Below are 23,152 nucleotides of genomic sequence, written 5' to 3' on the forward strand. Positions count from 1 at the left end.
CGACACCTCCCTGCCGGCGGTCCTACGGGATCGCCTCCGCCGCGACGGCGACCTCCGCCACGCCGTCCCGGTCCTTGCCGACTTCCCGATCCTTCTTGAACTGGGTCCGGTACAGCTCCGCGTACCGGCCCTCCGCCGTGAGCAACTCCTCGTGCGTGCCCCGCTCCACGATGTGTCCGGCCTCCACGACGAGGATCACGTCGGCGGTCCGCACGGTGGACAGCCGGTGCGCGATCACCACGGCCGTGCGCCCTTCCAGCGCCTCGGTGAGCGCCTCCTGGACAGCCGCCTCCGAGGTGTTGTCCAGATGCGCGGTGGCCTCGTCGAGGATGACGACACGTTGGCGGGCGAGCAGCAGCCGGGCGATGGTCATGCGCTGGCGCTCCCCGCCGGAGAGACGGTAGCCGCGCTCGCCGACCACGGTGTCGAGGCCGTCGGGCAGGGAGCGTACGAGGTCTTCGAGGCGGGACCTGCGCAGTACGTCCCACAGGTCGTCCTCCGTCGCGGAGGGGCGGGCCAGGAGCAGGTTGGCGCGCACCGAGTCGTGGAACAGGTGACCGTCCTGGGTGACCATGCCGAGGGTCTCGCGCATCGACTCGGCGCTCAGGTCGCGGACGTCGACGCCGCCGATGCGGACGGTGCCCCCGTCGGTGTCGTACAGGCGCGGCAGCAGTTGGGCGATGGTCGACTTGCCGGCACCGGAGGAGCCGACGAGGGCGACGGTCTGGCCGGGTTCGGCGCGGAAGGACACGCCGTGCAGGACCTCGGCGCCGCCCCGGGTGTCGAGGGCGGCGACCTCCTCGAGGGAGGCGAGGGAGACCTTGTCGGCGGAGGGGTAGGCGAAGCGGACGTCCTGGAACTCCACGGCCGCCGGGCCTTCCGGGACCGTACGGGCGTCCGGTTTCTCCTCGATGAGCGGCTTGAGGTCGAGCACCTCGAAGACGCGCTCGAAGCTCACCAGGGCGCTCATGACCTCGACGCGCGCCCCGGCGAGCGAGGTGAGCGGCGCGTACAGGCGGGTCAGCAGCAGCGCCAGTGAGACGACGGCGCCCGGCTCCAGGCTGCCTCGCAGTGCGAACCAGCCGCCGAGCCCGTACACGAGCGCCAGGGCCAGGGCGGAGACCAGCGTGAGGGCCGTGATGAACGCCGACTGCGCCATCGCCGTACGCACCCCGATGTCCCGCACCCGCCGGGCCCGCGCCGCGAACTCGGCGGACTCGTCCTCGGGCCGCCCGAAGAGCTTGATGAGCGTGGCGCCGGGCGCGGAGAACCGCTCGGTCATCCGGGTGCCCATCGACGCGTTCAGGTTCGCCGCCTCTCGTTGCAGGCGTGCCATCCGGCTGCCCGTCCGCCGTGCGGGCACCACGAACACCGGCAGCAGCACCAGCGCGAGCAGCGTGATCTGCCAGGACAGGGTGAGCATGACGGCGAGGGTGAGCAGCAGCGTGACGAGATTGCTGACGACTCCGGACAGCGTGTTGCTGAAGGCGCGTTGGGCGCCGATCACGTCGTTGTTGAGTCGACTGACCAGCGCGCCCGTACGGGTACGTGTGAAGAACGCGACCGGCATGCGCTGCACATGATCGAACACAGCCGTCCGCAGATCGAGGATGAGTCCCTCACCGAGCGTCGCCGACAGCCAGCGGCCGAGGAGCCCGAGCGCCGCCTCGGCGAGCGCGATGAGTGCGATGAGCACGGCAAGGCGGATGACGGTGCCTTCGTCGCCGCGGGACACGATGGCGTCCACGACGCGCCCCGCGAGCACCGGCGTCGCGACGGCCAGCAGCGCGGTCAGCACGCTGAGGACCACGAACTGGCCGATACGGCGGCGATGCGGACGGGCGAAGGCGGCGATGCGACGCAAGGTCGCGCGGGCGAAGGGACGGCGCTCCTGCTGCGCGTTCATGACGCTGTACAGCTGGGTCCAGGCTGTGCTCTCCATGCTCATGAGAGTGACCGTAGGACCTCAAGCATCGTTGAGGTCAACAATTCCCGGACGAAGACACAGTGAAGAACGAAGACACGGTGAAGAACACAGTAAGGAATCCATGACGGCACCCACGACGGCGACGACCCCTCCCGCACCTTGCCCGGCACGTCAGCCGCCGGACGCGCGCCCGCAACCCCCCGTTGGCGCGGCGTGGAGAACCTCTCCCGATGTGACAGCGGTTCGACTTCCCCAGAAGCTTCCCCAGGGATTCTCCCAAGGATCCCGACGCTTCCCGCTCAGGTCGGTCCTGTGCGTGATCCCGCTCGCCCTCGTCCTGGTGGTCGCGGCGCGGCATCGGTCCGTCCTCATGGAGGGCTTCGGCCACCTGCGCTCGGCCGAGTGGCCGTGGCTGCTGGCGGCCGCCGTCGCGACCTGCCTGACCTGGGTCGCCGCGGCCTCCGCCCGGCAGGGCGCGGTCATGCAGCGGCTGCCCGCGCGTCGGCTGCTCGCCACCCAGTTCGCCGCGGGCGCGGCCAACCATCTGCTGCCGACCGGTCTCGGCGCCGGCGCGGTCAATCTGCGCTTCATGACCGTGTGCGGCGTCCCGCTCGCCCGCTCCTCCGCCGCGCTCGCGCTCTACATGCTCGCGGAGTCGATCGCCCGGCTGACCCTCCTGGTGGGTCTGCTCATCGCGTTCCCGGGAGCCCTGCACATCGGATCCCTCCTCCCCTCGGGCGCGATCGGCCCCTTGCTTCTCGCCGCGGGAGTGCTCCTCCTGGCCGCGGTGGCGACGCTTCTTCTCGTGCGACGGCTGCGCGGGGCCGTGCTGTCGTTCCTGCGCACCGCGCTCGGCGAGGCCCGCTCCGTGCACACCCGTCCGGCACGCGCGCTCGCCCTGTGGGGCGGATCGCTCGCCTTCCCGCTGCTGCAGGCCGCCGGGCTGACCGCGGTCGGTGAGGCGATGGACCTGGGGGTGCCGCCGCTGCACATGGCGCTCGCGTATCTGGCGGCGACGGCGGCCGTCGCGATGGTGCCCACGCCGGGCGGCATCGGTTCGGTGGAGGCGGCGCTGATCGTCGCGCTGGTGGCGGCGGGCGGCCCGGTGGCCGTGGTGACGGCGGTCGTGCTGGCGTACCGGATCATCACGGTGTGGGTGCCGCTGCTGCCCGGGGCGCTGACGCTGGGGGCGCTGGTCCGTCTCAAGGTGATCTGAGCGCCACGGATCCGCGTCACAGGAGGCTCCGGAGTAACCTCCCCGTACGCCGCTCAGGAGAAGGCGTACATGGCCGGGAGAAGGGGCAGCACGATGTCGGTCCGGATCGAACGCCAGGGGTACGTCACCACGGTCATCCTCTCCCGCCCCGCCGCCCGCAATGCCGTGGACGGGCCGACCGCCGCCGAACTCGCCGACGCCTTCCGGGAGTTCGAGGCGGACGAGACGGCCCGGGTGGCGGTGCTCTGGGGTGAGGGCGGCACGTTCTGCGCCGGCGCGGACCTCAAGGCGATCGGCACCGAGTACGGCAACAGCGTCGCGGAGGACGGTGACGGGCCGATGGGTCCCACCCGGCTGCGGCTGTCCAAGCCGGTCATCGCGGCGGTCGCGGGGCACGCCGTGGCGGGCGGCCTGGAACTGGCGCTCTGGTGCGATCTGCGGGTCGCCGAGCAGGACGCCGTCTTCGGCGTCTTCTGCCGCCGTTGGGGCGTCCCGCTCATCGATGGCGGCACCGTAAGGCTCCCCCGGCTCATCGGCGCGAGCCGTGCGATGGACATGATCCTCACCGGCCGCGCGGTCCCGGCCGCCGAGGCGTACGAGATGGGCCTCGCCAACCGGCTCGTCCCGACCGGCCGCGCCCGGGCCGAGGCCGAGGAACTCGCCGCGGCCATCGCCGACTTCCCCCAGTCCTGCCTGCGCAGCGACCGCGCGTCGGTCCTCGACCAGGAGGGCCTGGTCGAGGAGGCGGCCATGCGTGTCGAACTCCGTTACGGCATGGACGTGTTGGCCGAGGGCATGGAGGGTGCCGCGCGCTTCGCGTCGGGCGCCGGGCGGCACGGCTCGTTCACGGCGAGGTAGTGGGACGGGGCCTGTGCCGTATCGCGGCTCCTCGGCTCGATCGGGTCGGTCTCGACCGGATCGGCCCCGGCCGAGACCCTGGTGACGGACCGACAGGTGTGGTGGGCAGGGATGTCGGCAGGCGTGGTCGGCAGGTGTGCCGGAAGCGTGTGGTCGCGGTAACGGACGTACCCGCGAGTACGGCAGGATGAGAGGTCGCCCCCGAAGACGCACACGCGTCCGGGCGTGATCGTGCATTCCCGGATTCGAGCAGGTGGCAAGTGACGACACAGCACATCCGGCCCGCGGGCCTTCCCCTCCGTCACACGGGAGGCGGCCGGTGAAACACTCCCTCACACTGGACGACCTGATGATGGCCGGGATTCCCGTGGTGGCGGGTCTGCTGGCCGCGTTCCTGCTGCGCATACTGCTGCGCTGGCTCGGCAAGCACGCCTCGCGCACCCGGTGGAGCGGTGACGACTTCATCGTCGACGCGCTGCGTACGCTCGTCCCCTGGGGGGCGATCGCCGCGGGTGTCTCGGCGGCGGGCGCGGTGCTTCCGCTGACGGCTCCGGTCGGACGCAACGTCAACAAGGTCCTGACCGTCGTCCTCATCTTCGTCGCGACCCTGACCGCGGCCCGGGTCATCACCGGTCTCGTCCGGTCGCTGGCCCAGTCCCGCTCGGGTGTCGCGGGTTCGGCCACCATCTTCGTCAACATCACCCGGGTCGTGGTGCTGGCGATGGGCTTCCTCGTCATGCTGCAGACGCTGGGCATCTCCATAGCCCCGCTGCTCACGGCCCTGGGCGTGGGCGGTCTCGCGGTGGCGCTCGCCCTTCAGGACACCCTCGCCAACCTCTTCGCGGGCGTCCACATCCTCGCCTCGAAGACCGTCCAGCCCGGCGATTACATACGGCTCAGCAGCGGCGAGGAGGGCTACGTCGTCGACATCAACTGGCGCAACACGACGGTCCGTCAGCTCTCCAACAACCTGGTCATCATCCCCAACGGCCAGCTCGCGGGCACCAATATGACCAACTTCAACCGCCCCGAGCAGCAGATGACCCTCATCGTCCAGGTCGGCGTCGGCTACGACAGCGACCTGGAGCACGTCGAGCGCGTGACCACCGAGGTCGTCACCGAGACGATGACCGAGATCACCGGCGCCGTCCCGGACCACGAGCCCGCCGTCCGCTTCCACACCTTCGGCGACTCCCGCATCAGCTTCAGCGTCATCCTGGGCGTCGGGGAGTTCAGCGACCAGTACCGGATCAAGCACGAGTTCATCAAGCGCCTGCACAAGCGGTACCGGGAGGAGGGCATCCGGATTCCGGCACCCACGCGTACGGTGGCGCTGCAGCCGGGCGGGGCCGAGCTGCTGGAGGCGGGCATACCGCACCAGCGCGAGGCCACGTCGGGAAGGTAGAACCGGCCCAGGGCAAGACCCACCCCGGTGACACTCGGTGGCGCACCTCGCGACGGACAGTCACCCGGGCGTGCTCCGGCAGTGGGCGCGCCGGGGTGACCCGCAACTTTTCGGCCATGCGCGGGTCGCGGTGGCGTCGGCCGGCGCGGCCCGTGGGGGCCTGGGAGGGCGTCGAGGGCGGGTGCCGGCGGCGCGCCACTTCTTGTTCACGGCGATGGCGGGCGGACCCCTGTCGAGTCGGGGTCGCTCACGAGATATCTTGATGTCGAGCAATGTTGCAGACGTGGAGCGGAGCACCCGGTGACTGACTCGACCATCATTTACACGCACACTGACGAGGCCCCGGCCCTGGCGACGTATTCGTTCCTGCCGGTGGTCCAGGCGTACGCCTCGCAGGCGGGTGTCACTGTGGAGACCCGTGACATCTCGCTGGCCGGGCGCATCCTCGCGCTCTTCCCCGAGTTCCTCGAGGAGGGTCAGCGCGTTCCCGACGCCCTCGCCGAGCTCGGTGACCTGGCCAAGACGCCCGAGGCCAACATCATCAAGCTGCCGAACGTCTCGGCCTCGATCCCGCAGCTGAAGGCCGCGATCGCCGAGCTCCAGGAGCAGGGCTACGCCCTCCCGGCCTACCCGGACGACCCGAAGTCGGACGAGGAGCGCGACATCCGCGCCCGTTACGACAAGGTCAAGGGCTCCGCCGTGAACCCGGTCCTGCGCGAGGGCAACTCCGACCGCCGCGCCCCCGCGTCGGTCAAGAACTACGCCAAGACCCACCCGCACCGCATGGGCGCCTGGACCCCCGAGTCCAAGACCAACGTCGCCACCATGGGCGCCGACGACTTCCGCTCCACCGAGAAGTCCACGGTGATCTCCGAGGCGGGCTCGCTGCGCATCGAGCTGGCGGGCGACGACGGCTCCACCACCGTGCTGCGCGAGTCCGTACCCGTCCTCGCGGGCGAGGTCGTCGACGCGTCCGTCATGCACGTCGCGCCGCTGCGCGAGTTCCTCACGGCGCAGATCGCCCGTGCCAAGGCCGAGGACGTGCTGTTCTCCGTGCACCTCAAGGCCACGATGATGAAGGTCTCCGACCCGATCGTCTTCGGCCACGTCGTGCGCGCCTTCTTCCCCAAGACGTTCGCGAAGTACGGCGAGACGTTCGCCACCGCCGGCCTGACCCCGAACGACGGTCTGGGCGGCATCTTCAAGGGCCTGGAGGCGCTGCCCGAGGGCGCCGAGATCAAGGCGTCCTTCGACGCCGAGCTCGCCGAGGGCCCGGCCCTCGCGATGGTCGACTCGGACAAGGGCATCACCAACCTGCACGTCCCCTCCGACGTGATCGTCGACGCCTCCATGCCGGCGATGATCCGCACCTCCGGCCACATGTGGGGCCCGGACGGCCAGGAGGCCGACACCCTCGCCGTCCTCCCGGACAGCAGCTACTCCGGCGTCTACCAGGTCGTCATCGACGACTGCCGCGCCCACGGCGCCTTCGACCCGTCCACCATGGGCTCGGTGCCGAACGTCGGTCTGATGGCCCAGAAGGCCGAGGAGTACGGCAGCCACGACAAGACCTTCGAGATCCCCACCACCGGCACGGTCCGCCTCGTCGACCAGGCCGGCAACGTGGTCCTGGAGCAGGCCGTCGGCGCGGGCGACATCTTCCGCGCCTGCCAGACCAAGGACGACCCGATCAAGGACTGGGTGAAGCTGGCCGTCACCCGCGCCCGCGCCACCGGCGACCCGGCGGTGTTCTGGCTGGACGAGACCCGCGCCCACGACACCCAGCTGATCGAGAAGGTCAACGCGTACCTGCCGGAGCACGACACCGAGGGCCTGGAGATCAAGATCCTGTCCCCGGTCGAGGCGACGAAGTTCTCCCTGGAGCGCATCCGCAAGGGCCTGAACACCATCTCGGTCACCGGCAACGTCCTGCGTGACTACCTGACCGACCTGTTCCCGATCCTGGAGCTGGGCACCAGCGCCAAGATGCTCTCGGTGGTTCCGCTGATGGCGGGTGGCGGCCTCTTCGAGACGGGTGCCGGCGGCTCCGCCCCGAAGCACGTCCAGCAGCTGGTCAAGGAGAACTACCTGCGCTGGGACAGCCTGGGCGAGTTCTTCGCCCTCGCGGCCAGCTTCGAGCACCTCGCGCAGAGCACGGGCAACGCGCGCGCCCAGGTGCTCGCCGACACCCTCGACCGCGCGACGGCGACCTTCCTCAACGAGGACAAGTCGCCGACCCGTCGCGTCGGCGGCATCGACAACCGCGGCAGCCACTTCTACCTGGGCCTGTACTGGGCGCAGGAGTTGGCCAAGCAGACCGACGACGCGGACCTCGCCAAGGCGTTCGCCCCGCTCGCCGAGACGCTGACCGCGCAGGAGCGCACGATCGTCGACGAGCTGCTCGCGGTCCAGGGCAAGCCCGCCGACATCGGCGGCTACTACCAGCCCGACCCGGCCAAGGCCGCGACCGTCATGCGCCCCTCGGCCACCTGGAACGCGACGCTCGCGACCCTCGCCTGACACACCGTCGGCGCCCACGCGTCACCACCGCACCGCCCCGGCCGGGTTCTCCGGCCGGGGCGGTCGCGTGTCCGCCGACGCCGCCGCCTCCGACGGCTCACCCTTACGCGCGCAGGCAGGTGACATCGGCGGTCCACCTGGGTGATCAGCGGTGGCGGGCCGGAACACCCGCTTTTAGCTTCGGCCTATGACGAAACGACAAATGGCCTACCTCGCCTGCACCGCGGCCGTCACGGCGTCGGTGCTCGGTGCCGCCCCGTCCGCCGACCACCGTTCGGTGCACCGGGTCCACCCCGGCGAGTCGATCCAGAAGGCCGTGAATTCCGCACACCCGGGCGACACCGTCGTCCTCTCCCCCGGCACCTACCACGAGAGCGTCCGCGTGACGGTGGCCAACCTGACGTTGCGCGGCTCCGGTGCCCGTTCCACCGTCATCGTGCCGGGCAAGGCCTCCGCCGACAGCTGCGCCAAGGCCGGCAACGGCATCTGTGTCACCGGAACGGACAGCAAGCGCGTCAAGGGCGTCACCGTCAGGTCACTGACCCTCAGAGGCTTCAAGAAGCACGGGCTGTGGGCGTCGGGCACCGACCGGCTGACGGTCCAGGGAGTGGTCGCCGAGAAGAACGGCCAGTGGGGCATCGCCCAGGAGCGCTCCGTCCGCGGGGTGTTCCGCGACAACCTCGCCCAGAACAACGGCGACGCCGGACTGTTCCTGTCCAACACGGTCAGCACCGAGGAGGGCGCCCGGGACACCCTGGGGACGGTCGTCAGTCACAACCGTCTGGCCGGCAACCGGATCGGCATCACGGTCCGGCGGCTGCGGAACCTGACCGTCGATCACAACGAGGCCACCGGCAACTGCGCCGCGGTGTTCGTCGTGGGCGACGAGAACAAGCCGCGCGTCGGGGCGCTGAGCGTGATCCGCAACTACGTCCACGCCAACAACAAGTACTGCCCCAAGACCCCCCGTCTGCCCTTCCTGCAAGGCTCCGGGATCGTCCTCACCGGCGCCGAGAAGACACTGGTGGCGGAGAACAGGGTCGAGGACAACGTGGGCACCTCCCCGCTGTCCGGCGGCATCGTGCTCTACAAGAGCTTCGTGGGCGCCGTCAACGAGCGCAACGAGATCCGCGACAACGTCGTGCAGCGCAACGGCAAGGCCGACCTCGCCAACCGCGACCGCGTCAAGGGCAAGGGCAACACCTTCCACCGCAACACCTGCGCACACTCCGAGCCCGCCGGACTGTGCTGACCTCTCCCCCTCCCCCCACCAGCACGACCCCAGAAGCGAGGCACCACCATGACCACTGTTGATCCGGCTCCCCCGACCACGGTCGATCCGGCTCCCCCGCCGCCGTCCATGCGGCTGCGGGAGCTCGCCTTCGGAGCGGCGTGCGCCGCCGCCGTACGCGCGGCCGCCCGCCTCGGCGTGGCGGACGCGCTGGGCGACACGCCCCTGCGCGTGGAGGACCTGGCGGCGACGGTGAAGGCCCAGCCGAAGACCCTGCGGCGGCTGCTGCGCGCGCTGTCCTGCCAGGGGGTCTTCACCGAACTCCCGGACGGCACCTTCGCGCACACGGAGATGTCGCGGCTGCTGCGCGAGGACGACCCGCACAGCCTCCGCTACATCGCCCTGTGGTGCACCGAGCCGTGGACGTGGAACGTCTGGCCGAAGCTCGACGAGGCGGTGCGCTCCGGCCGGAACGTCTTCGAGGACGTGTACGAGCGGGAGTTCTTCGACTACCTCAACGAAGAGGCCCCGGAGTCGGCGTACGTGTTCAACCGGGCCATGACGACGTCGAGCGAGCAGTCGGCGCGGGACGTGGCGAACCTTCTCGATCTGCGCGGCGTGTCCTCGGTCGCGGACATCGGCGGCGGTCAGGGCCAGGTCCTGGTCAGCCTCCTGGAGAAGCACCCCGGGATGCACGGCACGCTGCTCGACCTGCCGGGAGTGGTGGAGAACGCCGATCCCCGGCTGCGCGGCGGCGGTCCGCTGGCCGAGCGGGTGCGCGTCGTGGCCGGGGACTGCCGTGAGGACATCCCGGTCCAGGCGGACCTGTACATCATCAAGAACATCCTGGAGTGGGACGACGACAGCACCCGCAGGGCGCTGGCCAACATCCGCAAGGCGGCGCGGCCCGGTGCCCGCGTCGTCGTCATCGAGAACCTCGTGGACGACACCCCGTCGATGCGGTTCACCACGGCCATGGACCTGCTGCTGCTCCTCAATGTCGGTGGTGCGAAGCACACCCGGCAGAGCATGGTCGACCGGCTGACGGACGCGGGGCTCGTCATCGACGAGTTCCGGCCGGTCAACGCGTATCTGCACGCCTTCGAGTGCACGATCCCCAGCTGATCCGGCCTTCCCGGCGCACCGGGAAAAACCCGAGGCCGCCGGCTCCGCGTCCATCGCGGGGTCGGCGGCCTCGGGTTGTGTCCGGGCGTTCGCCTCAGGAGACGGCGTCCCGCTCCCAGCGGTAGAAACACTGGGCCATGGCGTCCTTGGGGCTGCGCCACGTCTGCGGGTCGTACGCGCTGACGTACGCCGACAGCTGCTCGCTGACGCTCCGGAACTCGGGGTGCCCGACCACCTTCGCGATGGCGGGCGCCGGGTCCTTGTCGGCTTCGATGAGGTGCATGTACACATCACCGAACTGGAAGAGGCTGCGGCGCTTGACGCCGATCAGGTGCGGGAGTTCACCGCGGTCCGAGGCGGCGAACACATCGGCGATCGCCGGGGCCGAGTCGGGCGCCATGCGCGCGACGATGAGGGCGTGGTGCATCGGATGTCCTTCCTGAGCTCCGGCGGTCAGCCGGGCATCGGCGCGTTCTGACGGTCGCGGGCGGCCTTCTCGATCCGGTCCCGGATGAGCTCCATCTGGACGCGGGAGTTGCGGTTGATGTTGTCCGTCATCCAGGCGTCGTCGACCGGGGCCTCGGGCTTCATCGCGAAGTCCTGCACCCAGTGCATGTGGGTGCCCTCGGGGGTCTCCTCGTACTCCCACCGGATGTTCATGTGGTCGAAGGGGCCCGTCTCGACCCGGCGGGCGCGGACCGTCCGCCTGACACGGTCCACGGTCCGCTCCGAGACCCAGCTCCAGACCTTGCCGTTCTCGTCCGGGTGCATGGTCAGGCGGAACTTCGTCGTGTCGCCGTCGCGGGAGAGCACCTCCAGGGACGCGTACTCGCTGAAGAGCTGCGGCCAGTTCTCGATGTCGTTGGTCATGTCCCAGACGAGGTCGAGAGGGGCGTCGATGGTGATGCTGTTCTCGGTGTGTCCTGCCACTTTCAGGCTCCAGACTTGAGGGTGTTGTTGACGAGGTCGAGGAACTCACGGGGGGTCTTGCAGCGCTCGGCGTCGGACGGCAGCGGCTGGCTGTACCGGTTCTCCAGCTCACCGACGATGCCGAGCAGGCCGAGGGAGTCGAGGCCGAGGGTGCCGAACGGGGAGTCGGACGACTTCTCCAGGTCCCCGGGGTCGACGGAGACTCCGGCCGCCTTCTTCATCAGCGAGGCCAGTTCGATGAGGGTCACTTCGGTGGTGATCATGGATCTGTTCTCCTTCCCGCCCGGTCCTATCGGGCGAAGTCGCCGCCGCGGCGCACTACCAGCGCCGCGTTGGAGCCCATCAGTCCCCTGCTGAGGACCAGGGCCGTGTGCAGCTCGGCGGGGCGAGCGCTCGACATCACCAGGTCGAGGTCGTGGCAGATGTCGAACACGTTGGGGGTGGGGGGTACCTGACCGTTCTCCATGGCGAGCACCGCGGCCGCGGTGTCCAGCACGGGTGCCCCGCAGTAGGCCCGCCCGATGCCCGTCTTGGGCGCCGTGACAGGGACCCGGGTGCCGTGCTTGCCGAGGGCGTCGGCGATGGCCAGGGCTTCGGCGCGGTCCGCCTCCGGAACACCCAGGGCGTCGGCGAACACGACGTCGATCTCCTCCGGAGCGCAGCCGGCCTCGTCGAGGGCGCCACGGATCGCGTGGGCGAGACCCTCTCTGGACCGCTCCCAGCGGGAGGCTCCGGTGAACGTGGCCCCATGTCCGGCCACGGTGGCCCGGACGGCCGCCCCGCGCTCACGGGCGCGGGCCCCGTCCTCCACGACGAGCATGGCTCCCCCCTCCGCGGGAGCGAAACCGCACGCTCCCGCGGTGAAGGGCCGATAGGCCTGACCGGGATCCTCGGCGGTGCTGATCTCGGGGTATCCGAGCTGGCACACCATCGAGTACGGGGCGAGGGGGGCCTCCGCGGATCCGACGACCACCGCGCCGGTGCCGCGCCGTACACCCCGGGCGGCGAGCGCGATGGAGTCCAGGCCGCCCGCCTCGTCGCTCGCGACCACTCCACACGGTCCCTTGAAGCCGCCCCGGATGGAGATCTGGCCGGTGCTGGCGGCGTAGAACCAGGCGATGGACTGGTACGGGCCCACGTACCGGGATCCCTGGCCCCACAGCTTCTGGAGCTCCCGCTGTCCGAACTCGCCGCCACCTGATCCGGCAGCGGTGATCACGCCGATGTCGTACGGGTCCGCGGGATCACCGTGGCCGAGGCCGGCGTCGTCGAGGGCGAGCACGGTCGCTGCCATCGCGAAGTGGCTGAAGCGGTCCGTCTGGACGAGGAACCGCTCCTCGATGAGGGCCGCGGCGTCGAAGGCCCGGACCTCGCCCGCGATACGGAGCGGCAGGTGCTCGCATCCCTCGCGGGTGATCCGGTCCAGGACGACGAGGCCTTCTCTGACGGACTTCCAGTACGCGTCGGCACGCAGTCCGTTGGGCGCGATCACACCGATGCCGGTGATGGCCGCGCGCCGGGGGCGCTGAGTGCGCTGAGTGCGCTGTGTGCTCATCGGGTCCTCCCACCCGGCCCGGTCAGGAGCACCGCGGACTGGAATCCGCCGAATCCGCTGCCCACGGAGAGCACGTTGTTCAGCTTCCGCGGGCGTGCGGTGCGCGGCACGTAGTCCAGGTCGCACTCGGGGTCGGGAGTTTCGTAGTTCGCCGTGGGCGGCACCACTTGGTGCTTCAGGGCGAGGACGCAAGCGACGACCTCTATCGCGCCGATCGCGCCCAGCGAGTGCCCCACCATGGACTTGATGGAGCTCATGGGCGTCTTGTAGGCGTGCTCGCCCAGGGACCGCTTGACCGCGGCGGTCTCGTGCCGGTCGTTCTGCCGGGTGCCCGAGCCGTGCGCGTTGACGTAGTCGATCAGGGTGGGGTCGAGGCGGGCCTGGTCGAGCGTGGTGTCGATCGCTCGGGCCATCTCCAGCCCCTCGCTGGTCAGACCGGTCATGTGGTAGGCGTTGCCGTAGGTGGCGTAGCCGCTTATCTCGCAGTAGATGTGCGCACCGCGCGCTCGTGCGTGCTCGTACTCCTCCAGGACCAGTACCGCGCCGCCCTCGCCCATCACGAAGCCGTTGCGGTGGACGTCGAAGGGCCGGGAGGCGTGCTCGGGGTCGTCGTTGTCGGGTGAGGTGGCCTTGATGGCGTCGAAGCAGGCCATGGTGATCGGGGATATCGGAGAGTCCGACGCCCCGGCTATGCAGACGTCCGCCCGGCCCTCCTCGATGGTGTGGAAGGCGTAGCCGACCGCGTCGAGTCCGGAGGTGCAGCCGGTGGAGACGGTCTGCACCGGTCCCTGGGCACCGAACTTCTCGGCGACGACCGAGGCCAGCGTGCTGGGCGAGAACGCCAGGTGCAGCTGCGGGTCGGCCGCGTGGTGGTCCACGTCCCACCGCCGGCCCCGTTCGCTGACCCGGACGTAGTCGTGTTCCAGGCGGGTGGTGCCGCCGACGGCGCTGCCCAGGGAGACCGCGACCCGCCAGGGGTCCTCCTTGCCGGTGTCGAGTCCGGAGTCGCGGACGGCTTCCCCGGCCGCGACCACGGCGAACTGGATGTACCGGTCGGCGTGCTCACTCAGCTCCGGGTCGAGGCCGTGCGCGAGCGGGTCGAAGTCGCATTCGGCGGCTATGCGGGAACGCAGGCCCGCCGGGTCGAACAGCGAGATGCCGCGGGTCGCGGTGCGGCCGTTGGACAGCAGGTCCCAGAACGCCGTCGCCCCGGTGCCGCCCGGAGCGACCACACCGATACCGGTGACGGCCACCCGCCGGGTCACTTTATGGCCTCACTTCGCTCGGACGGCTGTCCGTGGTCCGGCGCGGACAGGTCCGCCCCGGCGGTGGCGAACTCGGGGCCGGGCGCGGTGTCGTCGGTCACCTCCGTGTCGACGTGGCCGAGGCTCGGACGCGGAGCGAGCGGGCCCAGGTGGAAGACCATGCGGGCTTCCGTGTCGCCGACGTTGCGGAAGCGGTGCCGCATGTTGATCGGGATCAGCAGACCCTGATCGGGCCGCAGGGCGAAGCTGTCGCCGTCCAGGTCCACTTCGAGGGCGCCGTTGACGACGTACACGAACTCCTCGGAGTACGGGTGGTAGTGCTCACCGATGCGCTCGCCGGGCTGGATGAGGGCCAGGCCCATGAAGCCGCTGGTGGACCCCGCAGTGGCGGGCGTGAGCATGGCGCGGATGTCGCCTCCGCGCCTGCGGTTGGGTTCCGTCTCGCTCAGGTCCACGATGCGTGGATGCTTCTTGAACATGCTTGATACCTCCGGGTGGGGCAGTGACGTCCGGGGAGGGAGGGCCGCGGACGGAGCCGCGGCCCTCTGTCAGGAATCCGCCGAGCGGTCGGTGACGGGCATCATGTCGACGTGCGACAGGAGGCGGTTGATGTTGCGTTCCGTCTCCAGGGAGCCCTCGACGCCGATCGCGGCACCGTCGAGGAGACGCTCCAGCTCCGCGGCCTTCTTCGCGCCCTTGACTCCGAGCGAGGCGACGGGGTCCGCGTCAAGCTCGCCCGTCACGTCGATGAGACGCACCACGATGTCGTCCCGCTGGAAGACCGTGCTCCCGTACACCGGGCTCTTCGGGTCCTCCGCCGCGGCCTCGTCCTGGTGGGCGAGCAACCTGGCCAGCTCCATGCCGCAGCCGTGCTTGGCCGGGTAGTAGAGCGCGTGGCGGCGCAGGTCCGCGGGTGCCTTGCCGCCGGACACCACGTGGTGCACGGCAGGGAGCGCGGCCCGGGTGAAGAAGACCCGCGCCGAGTCGGGGTCCCTCAGGTCCCGGTCCTGCTCCAGGTACGGGTTGATGGCCTCCTCGACCGCCCGTACCTCGGGCTGACGGGCGACGTGACGCAGTGCCGCCATGAGGTCGCCCTCCACCTCCACCGCTCGCACGACTCGGTTGCCGTGCATGAAGAGGGAGGTGCGCCGCAGCCGCGTGGTGTCGTCGACCTGGGCCTGGGGGGACTCGTATCCGGCGAGGATCTCCGCGACCTTCGACTCGGTACCCGGCTTGACGGTGAAGGTGAGGGCATGGCGTGCCACACCTTCGCCCACCCGGGCCTCGACCTGCATACCCGCCTTGGCCGACTTCTGGCCGTGCGGCTGGGCGGGGCTGGTCTCCCGAAGGATGCTGTAGCGCATCGAGCGGGTGTCCCGGACGCAGTTGTGCATCGGCCGGACCGTCTCGACGTGCTCCTCGCTGTTCACCCAGGCGAGGAAGGGCGGGGCGCTCTCCCATTCGCTGGTGATGAGCCACTGCGAGGGGTTCTCGATCGACTGGCACAGCTGGTCGCTGATGTGTCCGGGAACGGACGCGACCTGATTGCGCATGTGCTCGTAGGCGTCGAGGAACTGTTCCTGAGCACCTTCGTACAGGTCAAGCAGCAGGATCACCCGAAGCCTGGAGCCGTCGAAGGCCGATTGCGATATACGTCCCGAAGTAGTCATCCGGCACACCTCTTCTCTTCTTCACGGAAGGTCAGGAACGACCGCCGTGTCCCAAAGGCCGGGGTCGCCATGTGCCGATCGTTGACGCGCCCCCCGAGGCGCGCGAGCCCGCCGGTGCGGACGAGTGAACTGTGTGCCATCCGGGTGCCCGGAGCGCGCGATCCTCTCCGCACAGGGCATGGAAACTGATGGCCGTTCAAAGCGGCCGGCATCCCATCCCTGACTCACCTCGCGGGTGACGCTGGAGGCAATCAATGAACCGATTGAAAGAGGCCGGCGAGGTCGGTCAGCACACGCCGGTCCTCATCGTCGGCGGCTCCCTGGTGGGCCTGTCCACCTCGCTGTTTTTGGGCCGGCTCGGTGTGCCGCACCTGCTGGTCGAACGCCATTCGGGCACCTCGATCCATCCGCGTGGGCGCGGCAACAACGTGCGCACGATGGAGCTGTTCCGGGTGGCTGGGGTGCAGCGACGCATCGAGGAGGCCGCTTCGGTTCTGGCGGAGAACCACGGCATCATGCAGACGCCGACACTGGTGGGCGACGCCGGTGAGTGGCTGTTCAAGGAGATCGACCCGGGCGGCGGGCTCGCCCGCTTCAGCCCCGGCGCGTGGTGCCTGTGCAGCCAGAACGACCTGGAGCCGGTGCTCCTGAAGAGCGCCCGGGAACTGGGCGGAGACCTGCGCTTCTCCACCGAGATGCTGTCGTTCGAACAGGACGCGCACGGGATCACCGCGCAGCTCAAGAGCCGGGAGACGGGCGAGCACAGCACCGTCCGCGCGGACTACCTGGTCGCGGCGGACGGCCCGCGCAGCCCGATCCGCGAGCGGCTCGCCATCGGGCAGAGCGGACCGGGCGACCTGTTCCACAACGTGAGCGTCACGTTCACCTCCCGGGGCCTCGCGGACGTCGTCGGCGACCGACGCTTCATCGTCTGCTATCTGACCAACCCGGAGGCCGACGGGGCGCTCCTGCCGGTCGACAACCAGGAGCACTGGGTCTTCCACGCGCCCTGGCACCCCGAACACGGCGAAACCCTGGAGGAGTTCACCGACGAGCGGTGCGCGGACCACATCCGACGCGCCGTGGGCGTGGCCGATCTCGATGTGCGGATCACCGGCAGGGCCGCCTGGCACGCCGCCGAGCGGGTCGCCGAGCGCTACTCGGACGGCAGGGTGTTCCTGGCCGGCGACTCGGCCCACGAGATGTCCCCCACCGGTGCGTTCGGCTCCAACACCGGAATCCAGGACGGGCACAACCTCGCCTGGAAACTGGCCGCGGTGCTGGGCGGCTGGGCGGGCCCCGGACTGCTGAAGTCCTACGACGCCGAGCGCCGCCCGGTCGCGGAGGCGACCAGCGCCCGCGCCTCCTCGCGTTCGGTCGAGCACAGCCACCCCGGGTACATCCCCGCTCCGGGAGCCGCCGGTCCCGGCGGCAAGAAGGGCGGCATCCTCAACGTGGCGCTGGCCTACCGCTATCCGCGCGGCGCGGTCCTGGGTGCCGACCAGTCGGCACCGATCGTCCCCGACGGCCTGCGCCTGACCGGCGAGCCCGGCAGCCGGGCACCGCACATGTGGCTGAACCGCGCCGGCACCCGGGTCTCCACCCTCGACCTGTACGAGCGGTCCATGGTGTTCCTGACCTCGTCGGACAAGTGGCACAGCGCGGCGAAGGAAGTCGCCCAGAAGCTGTCCGTCCCGCTCGACGCGTACCGGATCGGCAGCGGCGCCGACGCGGAGCTTTCGCCCGCGAGCGACACGGACTGGGCGGAGGTGCACGGCGTCACCGAGGACGGAGCGGTGCTGGTCCGCCCCGACGGATTCGTCGCCTGGCGCTCCGAGGGCCCGTCAGCGAGCCCCGGGACGGCACTGCGGGAGGCCCTCACGGCGATCCTGGACCGGGGCTGACAGCTCCGTTCACACCGTGTTCCCGACGTCCGCGTCGGCGCAACGCGCTGCTACCCGTTCCGGGTGAGCCGAGGGTCTCACTCGGAACGGGTACCCGACCGCCGGTCGTCCTCGCGTGCGCGGTGAGCCTCCTGACCGCCGTCCAGCCATGCCTTCAGACCACGGTGTCCCCGGTACGTCAGGAGATAGTGGTTGGCGCTGAACAGCGGGCGAAAAGGCACCTCGAGCCGGCGGATGAGTGCCTTGCGCGCCACCATGTCCTGCTCGAGGACCGCCCGGCTGCCGGTCCCATGCGGGCGCACGCTCCACCCCGACACACCCTCCAGGTCCCCGCCGACCACCCCTCGCAACACTCTCGACTCCGTGTCCTCGAACGCGCCGGTGATGGTGAGGTCGAGGTCGAACGGCAGCAGCGAGCGCAACAGGAACGCCCCTGACTGCTCATCGACACGGCGCGCCCGCCGCACTCCGGGCCACCACAGGGGCCAGTCGTCGACCACCCGCAGCACCGCGAACACCTCGTCCGGCGGTCGAGCGAAGTCCCACACGCTTCTGAACCGATAACGATGCAGTTCCATGAACAGCAGTGTGCGGGCGCCCGCGACGGTACCGTGAGGGCGCGAAGCCCCACGTCACACGGCGTACGGAAGCACACACCCTCCCCCGGCGCCGCTCCCCGGAAGACATGTCCAACCGCTGCGGGCTCGCCCCTACGCACGCGAACAACTGCGGGCCGTCCACGAGGAGGTGCCGCGGCTGTGAAGCAGCGTCACCACCATCACCAGCGGTGCCGCACTCAGTGGCCGGATCGCCGGCGATCTACGAGTCGGCCCGGAGCGAGGCGGACGCGGCCCGGCTCTGGCTGATCTCCGAGGTCAGTGGCATGCGCACCGCGGTGGCACGGCGATGGATGAGGCTCAGGCCACATGGGCGCGCTGTCACACATCTTCGGTGCCCCCGGTCAATAGGTGTGTATCCACAACACCGCGAGGAGATCGCCGTGGAACCGCGCCACACCTTCTTCGGCCACGCACGCCGGGGAGACCCCGCAGCGTCTCCACCTGGTCGCGGCCTGGCGGGAGGCCGAGGTGTTCACCGATGCCGAGCGCGCCGCGCTGAAGCCGGCCGAGCAGGGCACCCGCATCGCCGTCATCAACGCCTACAACCGTGTGAACGTCATCGTCCAGCAGCCGGCCGGCGACTACCAGCCCGGCCAGTTCGGCTGACGGCCCGCCACCACCCACCTGTGCGACTCCTCGGGTTCCCTCGTCAACGTCTCGAGCTCGTCCGATCTCGGCTTTCGCACGACCACGGGAACAACACATGAAAGCAGGCGCTGTGACCGAATCGCCTCTCGCGCAACTGCGGCCGATGCCGACCGACTGGCAACGTGCGCTGGCCGTGGTGGCCCATCCCGATGATCTCGAGTACGGGTGCTCGGCCGCTGTCGCGTCCTGGATCCAGGACGGCCGTGAGATAGCGTACGTCCTCGCCACTCGCGGCGAGGCGGGCATCGACACCCTGTCACCGGCCGAGGCCGGACCGCTGAGGGAAAGCGAGCAGCGTTCCAGTGCCGCGGCCGTCGGGGTCTCCGTAGTGGAGTTCCTCGACCACCGGGACGGCACCATCGAGTACGGCATCTCCCTGCGCCGCGACATCGCCGCTGCCATCCGCCGTCACCGGCCCGAGTTGCTGATCACACTGAACCACCATGCGACCTGGGGTGCGGGTGTCTGGAACACCCCGGATCACGTGGCCGTCGGGCGCGCCGTCCTCGACGCGGCGGCGGACGCGGGCAACCGCTGGATCTTCCCGGAACTGGCCGAGCAGGAGCTACGGCCCTGGAACGGCGTGCGATGGGTCGCCGTCGCCAACTCCCCGAACCCCACCCACGCGGTACGTGCGGACCGAGGCTTCGAACAGGCAGTGCAGTCGCTGCTTCAGCATCGTACGTACATCGAGGCACTGAGCGACGAGGATCCCGAGACGTACGCGCGCCGCTTCCTGAGGGACAGCACCGGCGCGCACAGTGCGCGGTTCGGTGGGAAACCGGCCGTCGTCTTCGAATTGTTCAGCCGCTGAGCGTGTCCGACCGTGACACATTGGCACCGTTCCGCCCGCCGTGGCACACGTTGCTGTCAGATGGTCACACGGTGGTCAGTGGTGCATGAGCAGCATGATGACCGTGCCCAGGGCCATCGATCCGTGCCAGAAGTGGGTGTACGGCGCCCGGATGCCGGTGGAGCTGTCCGCGGTGCCCGAAGCTCTGCGCAGCATGGGCATGTCCCGGGTCAATGACCGCAGAGCGCACGCGAGGAGGTACAGCGCCAGCACTCCGGTGACCACGTCGCCGGCCATCGACCCCGTGGAGTGGCCGAGGTGCGTCATCCAGGCCATTGCGGCCATGCCTGCCGCGTACGGCAACCTCCGCGTGACATCGGTCAGTTCGAACTGCCGGTGCCGGCTGACGGCGGTCAGCGGGAACCACAGTGCGGCGGCTGCGAAGAAGGTTGTCTGCGCCTCCGGCAGCATGCCGCCCCCGTTCCACGGCAGCACCGCCATCGCCACGGCCATGACGGTGTGCAAAAGGTGGTCGCCTCGGTTGCGCCAGCCTGAACTCCGCGAAAGCAGGCCACACCGCAGCGCGTGGACGGCCCCGGCCGTGAACAGCGCTGTCAGCATGCAGCACACGACATCAGTGGCGCTCATGCCGGATCGCGCCCTCCTACGGAGCCCACGGGCTCCGTTCCGAACCGGCCTGTGCCAGCAGGCGGCAGGTCAGTCGGTGGGTCGCGGGGCCCGCAGGTGGGCCCGCTTCTCCAGTTCCTCCTCATCGACCGGTTCGAGGATGAGCTTGCCCGGCCGAGTGGCGGTGCGGCGGAGTTGGATCTGTGACATGAGAGACCGTATCCGACCCTCGGGAGGACCGCTCGGCGGACGAAGGTTGTCGAGCGGTGTCACACCATCGGGTCCAACGCGGCGGCGCGGGGGGACCTGCGTGAGGTGATCGCCGCTGCGCACGGCAGCCGTGACCATCGCCGGAGGTCGGCAGCCGCTCTCGCATCGCTCAAGATCCTCCAGAGGGGGCGCGCACCGCTCCGGCGCCTTGTAGCATGGTGCTGCACTTCTGGAGGACCTTTATGCGCGCCCGGGATGACGCAGACTCTCTCGACCAGGCAACGAGGGAATTCATGGAGGCGCGTCCCCACCTCTTCGGCATCGCGTATCGCGTGCTCGGGAGTGTCGTGGAAGCCGAGGACATCGTCCAGGATGCGTGGCTGCGCTGGCAGAACACCAACCGTGCCGACATCTCGGAGCCGACCGCGTTTCTGGCCACGGTCACTTCCCGGCTGGCGATCAACCTGGCCCAGTCGGCACCGAAGCGACGTGAGTCGTACGTCGGGCCATGGCTGCCGGAGCCGGTCGACACACACGTGGATCCGCAGTTGGGTGCGGAACGAGCGGAGGCGCTCGACCTGGCGGTTCTTCACCTCATGGAGCGACTGAACCCTGTGGAACGGGCTGCCTACGTTCTGCGAGAGGCCTTCGACTACCCGTACAAGCGGATCGCGGACATGCTGGAGACGAGCGAAGCCAATACGCGCCAGCTGGTGAGCCGCGCCCGGAAACGTCTGGCGGCGGAACGCAGGGAGCCCGTGAGTCCTGTCGCTCACCGGCGGCTGCTGGAGGTGTTCCTCTCCGCGGCGCAGACCGGCGACCTGTCGGTCCTCGAGGACGTTCTCACCGCGGACGTGGTCAGCTACAGCGACGGCGGAGGGATCCGCGGAGCATCCAGGATTCCGGTCGTCGGACGTTCTCATGTCTCCAAGTACCTCGCCGCCTTCGCCCCACGTTTCTGGCCCCAGAGAGACGTTCGCTGGGTGGAGGCCAACGGCAGGCCGGCCGTTCTTGTCTCAGCCGATGGAAACAGCGTGGCTCTGCTGTCCGTCGATGTGTCGGAGCGAGGCATCGAACGCATCATGTGGGTCCTGAATCCGGCGAAACTGGCACCCTACGTGGCCTCGCTGGACAGCTGAGGCAACTCGGCGATCGCACGACGAGGCAGACTCGCTGTGCCCCCGCGCGAGCAGGGAACGCCGACCACCATCACGCTGCCTTCCCAGCGACTGCAGGCGGTCACCGGAGCGGGACGGGCGGCTCGTCAGGAGGGAAACCACAGGTCGGCGTCGGCGGCCTCTTCTTTGCGAACGCTGAAGAGGGCGATGTCCTTCTTGTGCGAACTCTGCGGTGGCAGCTGAACGACCAGACGGTGATCGCCATCGACGACCAAGGGGTCGCCCTGCCGCGTGGAGGCCCTGTCCTTGACGTCGACGCAGGGCTCCGCAATGACGTAGGTCATCTCCTCCTCTTTCGCCCGACGGAGCTGATCAGCGCTCGGCCGACTTGCGGCGTACCGTTTTCTGGCTGGAGATATGACCAAGGGACCCACGGTGTTGTGACAGCCGCCGCGCGTTCTGATGGGCGACCTCTTCGATGTGACTCGGACGTGCCTGTGGACCGCGTACTGCCGTGGCAACCCCGATGGCGCCGAGCGTGTCACAGATACTTCGGCGGCCCGGTCGTAGTCAGTGACAACCTTGGCGATCGGAGTAAACCGTGGCTATCACCGAACAACGTATTTCCACCATGGTGCTGGTGATCGGCACCGGAGGAGCCGGGCTGCGAGCGGCGATCGAGCTGGCCGAGGCCGGCGTCGACGTCCTGGCGGTCGGCAAGCGTCCCAAGGAGGACGCCCATACCGCGCTCGCCGCCGGCGGAATCAACGCGGCCCTGGCCACCATGGATCCCGAGGACAGCTGGCAGCAGCACGCCGCCGACACCCTCAAGGAAAGCTACCTGCTGGCCGATCCCCGCACCGTGGAGATCGTCACCCAGGGCGCCGCTCGGGGCATCGACGACCTGGACCGCTACGGCATGGCCTTCGCCAGGGAAGAGGACGGCCGGATCTCCCAGCGCTTCTTCGGCGCGCACAAGTTCCGGCGGACCGCGTTCGCCGGCGACTACACCGGTCTGGAGATCCAGCGCACGCTGATCCGGCGCGCGGAGCAGCTGAATGTTCCGGTGCTCGACGGTGTCTACATCACCCGGCTTCTGGTCCACGACGGTGCCGTTTTCGGCGCCTACGGGTTCGACCTCGCGAGCGGGAAGCGCTATCTGATCCACGCGGACGCGGTCATTCTCGCCGCGGGCGGCCACACCCGCATCTGGCGGCGTACCTCCTCGCGGCGCGACGAGAACACGGGCGATTCCTTCCGTCTGGCGGTGGAGGCCGGGGCCCGTCTGCGCGACGCCGAGCTGGTGCAGTTCCATCCCTCCGGGATCATCGAGCCGGAGAACGCGGCCGGCACCCTCGTCAGCGAGGCCGCCCGGGGTGAGGGCGGGATCCTGCGCAACGCGCTCGGGGAACGGTTCATGAACCGCTACGACCCCGCGCGCATGGAGCTGTCCACCCGCGACCGCGTGGCCCTGGCCTCCTACACGGAGATCAAGGAAGGGCGCGGCACGCCCAAGGGCGGCGTGTGGCT

General features: G+C 69.8%; 21 protein-coding genes and 1 pseudogene. 11 read left to right on the top strand and 11 right to left on the bottom strand.

Annotated features, from left to right (window positions below):
- Positions 1–22 precede the first annotated feature (22 nt).
- The gene (locus ACZ7M2_RS24070; protein WP_352049961.1) at positions 23–1,942 is read right to left on the bottom strand and encodes an ABC transporter ATP-binding protein; all 1,920 of its coding nucleotides are present in this window, start codon (positions 1,940–1,942) and stop codon (positions 23–25) included.
- A gap of 217 nt (positions 1,943–2,159) precedes the next feature.
- On the opposite strand from ACZ7M2_RS24070, the gene ACZ7M2_RS24075 reads away from it, so the two are divergent.
- The 6 genes from ACZ7M2_RS24075 (at position 2,160) to ACZ7M2_RS24100 (ending at position 10,282) form a co-directional block, all read left to right on the top strand.
- Complete coding sequence (locus ACZ7M2_RS24075) at positions 2,160–3,143, top strand: lysylphosphatidylglycerol synthase transmembrane domain-containing protein (protein ID WP_471596989.1); 984 nt, start codon at positions 2,160–2,162, stop codon at positions 3,141–3,143.
- A gap of 93 nt (positions 3,144–3,236) precedes the next feature.
- The gene (locus tag ACZ7M2_RS24080) at positions 3,237–4,001 is read left to right on the top strand and encodes a crotonase/enoyl-CoA hydratase family protein (RefSeq protein WP_471597026.1); all 765 of its coding nucleotides are present in this window, start codon (positions 3,237–3,239) and stop codon (positions 3,999–4,001) included.
- A 319-nt stretch (positions 4,002–4,320) separates the two neighbouring features.
- Positions 4,321–5,406 carry a mechanosensitive ion channel family protein gene (locus ACZ7M2_RS24085; RefSeq protein ID WP_352049943.1) on the top strand — a complete coding sequence of 362 codons (1,086 nt, stop codon included), beginning with the start codon at positions 4,321–4,323 and terminating at the stop codon, positions 5,404–5,406.
- 300 nt (positions 5,407–5,706) lie between these two features.
- Positions 5,707–7,926 (top strand): NADP-dependent isocitrate dehydrogenase, encoded by a 2,220-nt coding sequence (locus tag ACZ7M2_RS24090; protein WP_471596990.1) that lies wholly within the window; start codon positions 5,707–5,709, stop codon positions 7,924–7,926.
- Positions 7,927–8,113: 187 nt separating this feature from the next.
- Positions 8,114–9,178, top strand: coding sequence for a right-handed parallel beta-helix repeat-containing protein (locus ACZ7M2_RS24095; protein WP_471596991.1), 1,065 nt, complete (start codon positions 8,114–8,116; stop codon positions 9,176–9,178).
- Between the two features lie 48 nt (positions 9,179–9,226).
- Positions 9,227–10,282 (top strand): methyltransferase, encoded by a 1,056-nt coding sequence (locus ACZ7M2_RS24100; RefSeq protein ID WP_471596992.1) that lies wholly within the window; start codon positions 9,227–9,229, stop codon positions 10,280–10,282.
- A gap of 94 nt (positions 10,283–10,376) precedes the next feature.
- On the opposite strand, the gene ACZ7M2_RS24105 is transcribed toward ACZ7M2_RS24100, so the two are convergent.
- From ACZ7M2_RS24105 to ACZ7M2_RS24135, 7 genes are all read right to left on the bottom strand, one after another.
- Positions 10,377–10,709 (bottom strand): TcmI family type II polyketide cyclase, encoded by a 333-nt coding sequence (locus ACZ7M2_RS24105; RefSeq protein ID WP_054232638.1) that lies wholly within the window; start codon positions 10,707–10,709, stop codon positions 10,377–10,379.
- Positions 10,710–10,735: 26 nt separating this feature from the next.
- Entirely contained in the window at positions 10,736–11,212 is a 477-nt protein-coding gene (locus ACZ7M2_RS24110; protein ID WP_352049947.1) for an SRPBCC family protein, read from the bottom strand.
- Between the two features lie 2 nt (positions 11,213–11,214).
- Complete coding sequence (locus ACZ7M2_RS24115) at positions 11,215–11,475, bottom strand: phosphopantetheine-binding protein (RefSeq protein ID WP_471596993.1); 261 nt, start codon at positions 11,473–11,475, stop codon at positions 11,215–11,217.
- A gap of 26 nt (positions 11,476–11,501) precedes the next feature.
- Positions 11,502–12,767, bottom strand: coding sequence for a ketosynthase chain-length factor (locus tag ACZ7M2_RS24120; protein ID WP_471596994.1), 1,266 nt, complete (start codon positions 12,765–12,767; stop codon positions 11,502–11,504).
- On the bottom strand, positions 12,764–14,032 hold the full coding sequence (locus ACZ7M2_RS24125; RefSeq protein ID WP_471596995.1) for a beta-ketoacyl-[acyl-carrier-protein] synthase family protein: 1,269 nt from the start codon (positions 14,030–14,032) through the stop codon (positions 12,764–12,766). Before ACZ7M2_RS24125 ends, ACZ7M2_RS24120 begins: the two co-directional genes overlap by 4 nt.
- Positions 14,029–14,511 carry a cupin domain-containing protein gene (locus ACZ7M2_RS24130; RefSeq protein WP_352049951.1) on the bottom strand — a complete coding sequence of 161 codons (483 nt, stop codon included), beginning with the start codon at positions 14,509–14,511 and terminating at the stop codon, positions 14,029–14,031. The genes ACZ7M2_RS24125 and ACZ7M2_RS24130 overlap by 4 nt, the downstream gene beginning before the upstream one ends.
- A gap of 69 nt (positions 14,512–14,580) precedes the next feature.
- Entirely contained in the window at positions 14,581–15,702 is a 1,122-nt protein-coding gene (locus ACZ7M2_RS24135) for a SchA/CurD-like domain-containing protein (protein ID WP_471596996.1), read from the bottom strand.
- A gap of 254 nt (positions 15,703–15,956) precedes the next feature.
- On the opposite strand from ACZ7M2_RS24135, the gene ACZ7M2_RS24140 reads away from it, so the two are divergent.
- Complete coding sequence (locus ACZ7M2_RS24140) at positions 15,957–17,606, top strand: FAD-dependent oxidoreductase (protein ID WP_471596997.1); 1,650 nt, start codon at positions 15,957–15,959, stop codon at positions 17,604–17,606.
- A 77-nt stretch (positions 17,607–17,683) separates the two neighbouring features.
- Here ACZ7M2_RS24140 and ACZ7M2_RS24145 read toward each other — a convergent pair whose 3' ends face one another.
- Positions 17,684–18,184, bottom strand: coding sequence for an SRPBCC family protein (locus ACZ7M2_RS24145; protein WP_471596998.1), 501 nt, complete (start codon positions 18,182–18,184; stop codon positions 17,684–17,686).
- A 447-nt stretch (positions 18,185–18,631) separates the two neighbouring features.
- On the opposite strand from ACZ7M2_RS24145, the pseudogene ACZ7M2_RS24150 reads away from it, so the two are divergent.
- A pseudogene (locus ACZ7M2_RS24150) lies at positions 18,632–18,832 on the top strand (carboxymuconolactone decarboxylase family protein); the annotation flags it as partial.
- A 112-nt stretch (positions 18,833–18,944) separates the two neighbouring features.
- Positions 18,945–19,688, top strand: coding sequence for a PIG-L deacetylase family protein (locus tag ACZ7M2_RS24155; RefSeq protein WP_471596999.1), 744 nt, complete (start codon positions 18,945–18,947; stop codon positions 19,686–19,688).
- Positions 19,689–19,763: 75 nt separating this feature from the next.
- Here the strand turns inward: ACZ7M2_RS24155 and ACZ7M2_RS24160 are convergent, their stop codons facing one another.
- Entirely contained in the window at positions 19,764–20,315 is a 552-nt protein-coding gene (locus tag ACZ7M2_RS24160; RefSeq protein WP_471597000.1) for a DUF5134 domain-containing protein, read from the bottom strand.
- 431 nt (positions 20,316–20,746) lie between these two features.
- Between ACZ7M2_RS24160 and ACZ7M2_RS24165 the strand changes: the two genes are divergently transcribed.
- Complete coding sequence (locus tag ACZ7M2_RS24165) at positions 20,747–21,643, top strand: RNA polymerase sigma-70 factor (protein WP_471597027.1); 897 nt, start codon at positions 20,747–20,749, stop codon at positions 21,641–21,643.
- 125 nt (positions 21,644–21,768) lie between these two features.
- Here the strand turns inward: ACZ7M2_RS24165 and ACZ7M2_RS24170 are convergent, their stop codons facing one another.
- Positions 21,769–21,966, bottom strand: coding sequence for a hypothetical protein (locus ACZ7M2_RS24170; protein ID WP_471597001.1), 198 nt, complete (start codon positions 21,964–21,966; stop codon positions 21,769–21,771).
- A 287-nt stretch (positions 21,967–22,253) separates the two neighbouring features.
- Here ACZ7M2_RS24170 and ACZ7M2_RS24175 point away from each other — a divergent pair.
- Positions 22,254–23,152 (top strand): FAD-dependent oxidoreductase (locus tag ACZ7M2_RS24175; protein WP_471597028.1); only part of this gene is annotated, 899 nt, incomplete at its 3' end.

The sequence above is a fragment of the Streptomyces sp. NPDC111507 genome (assembly GCF_055638955.1).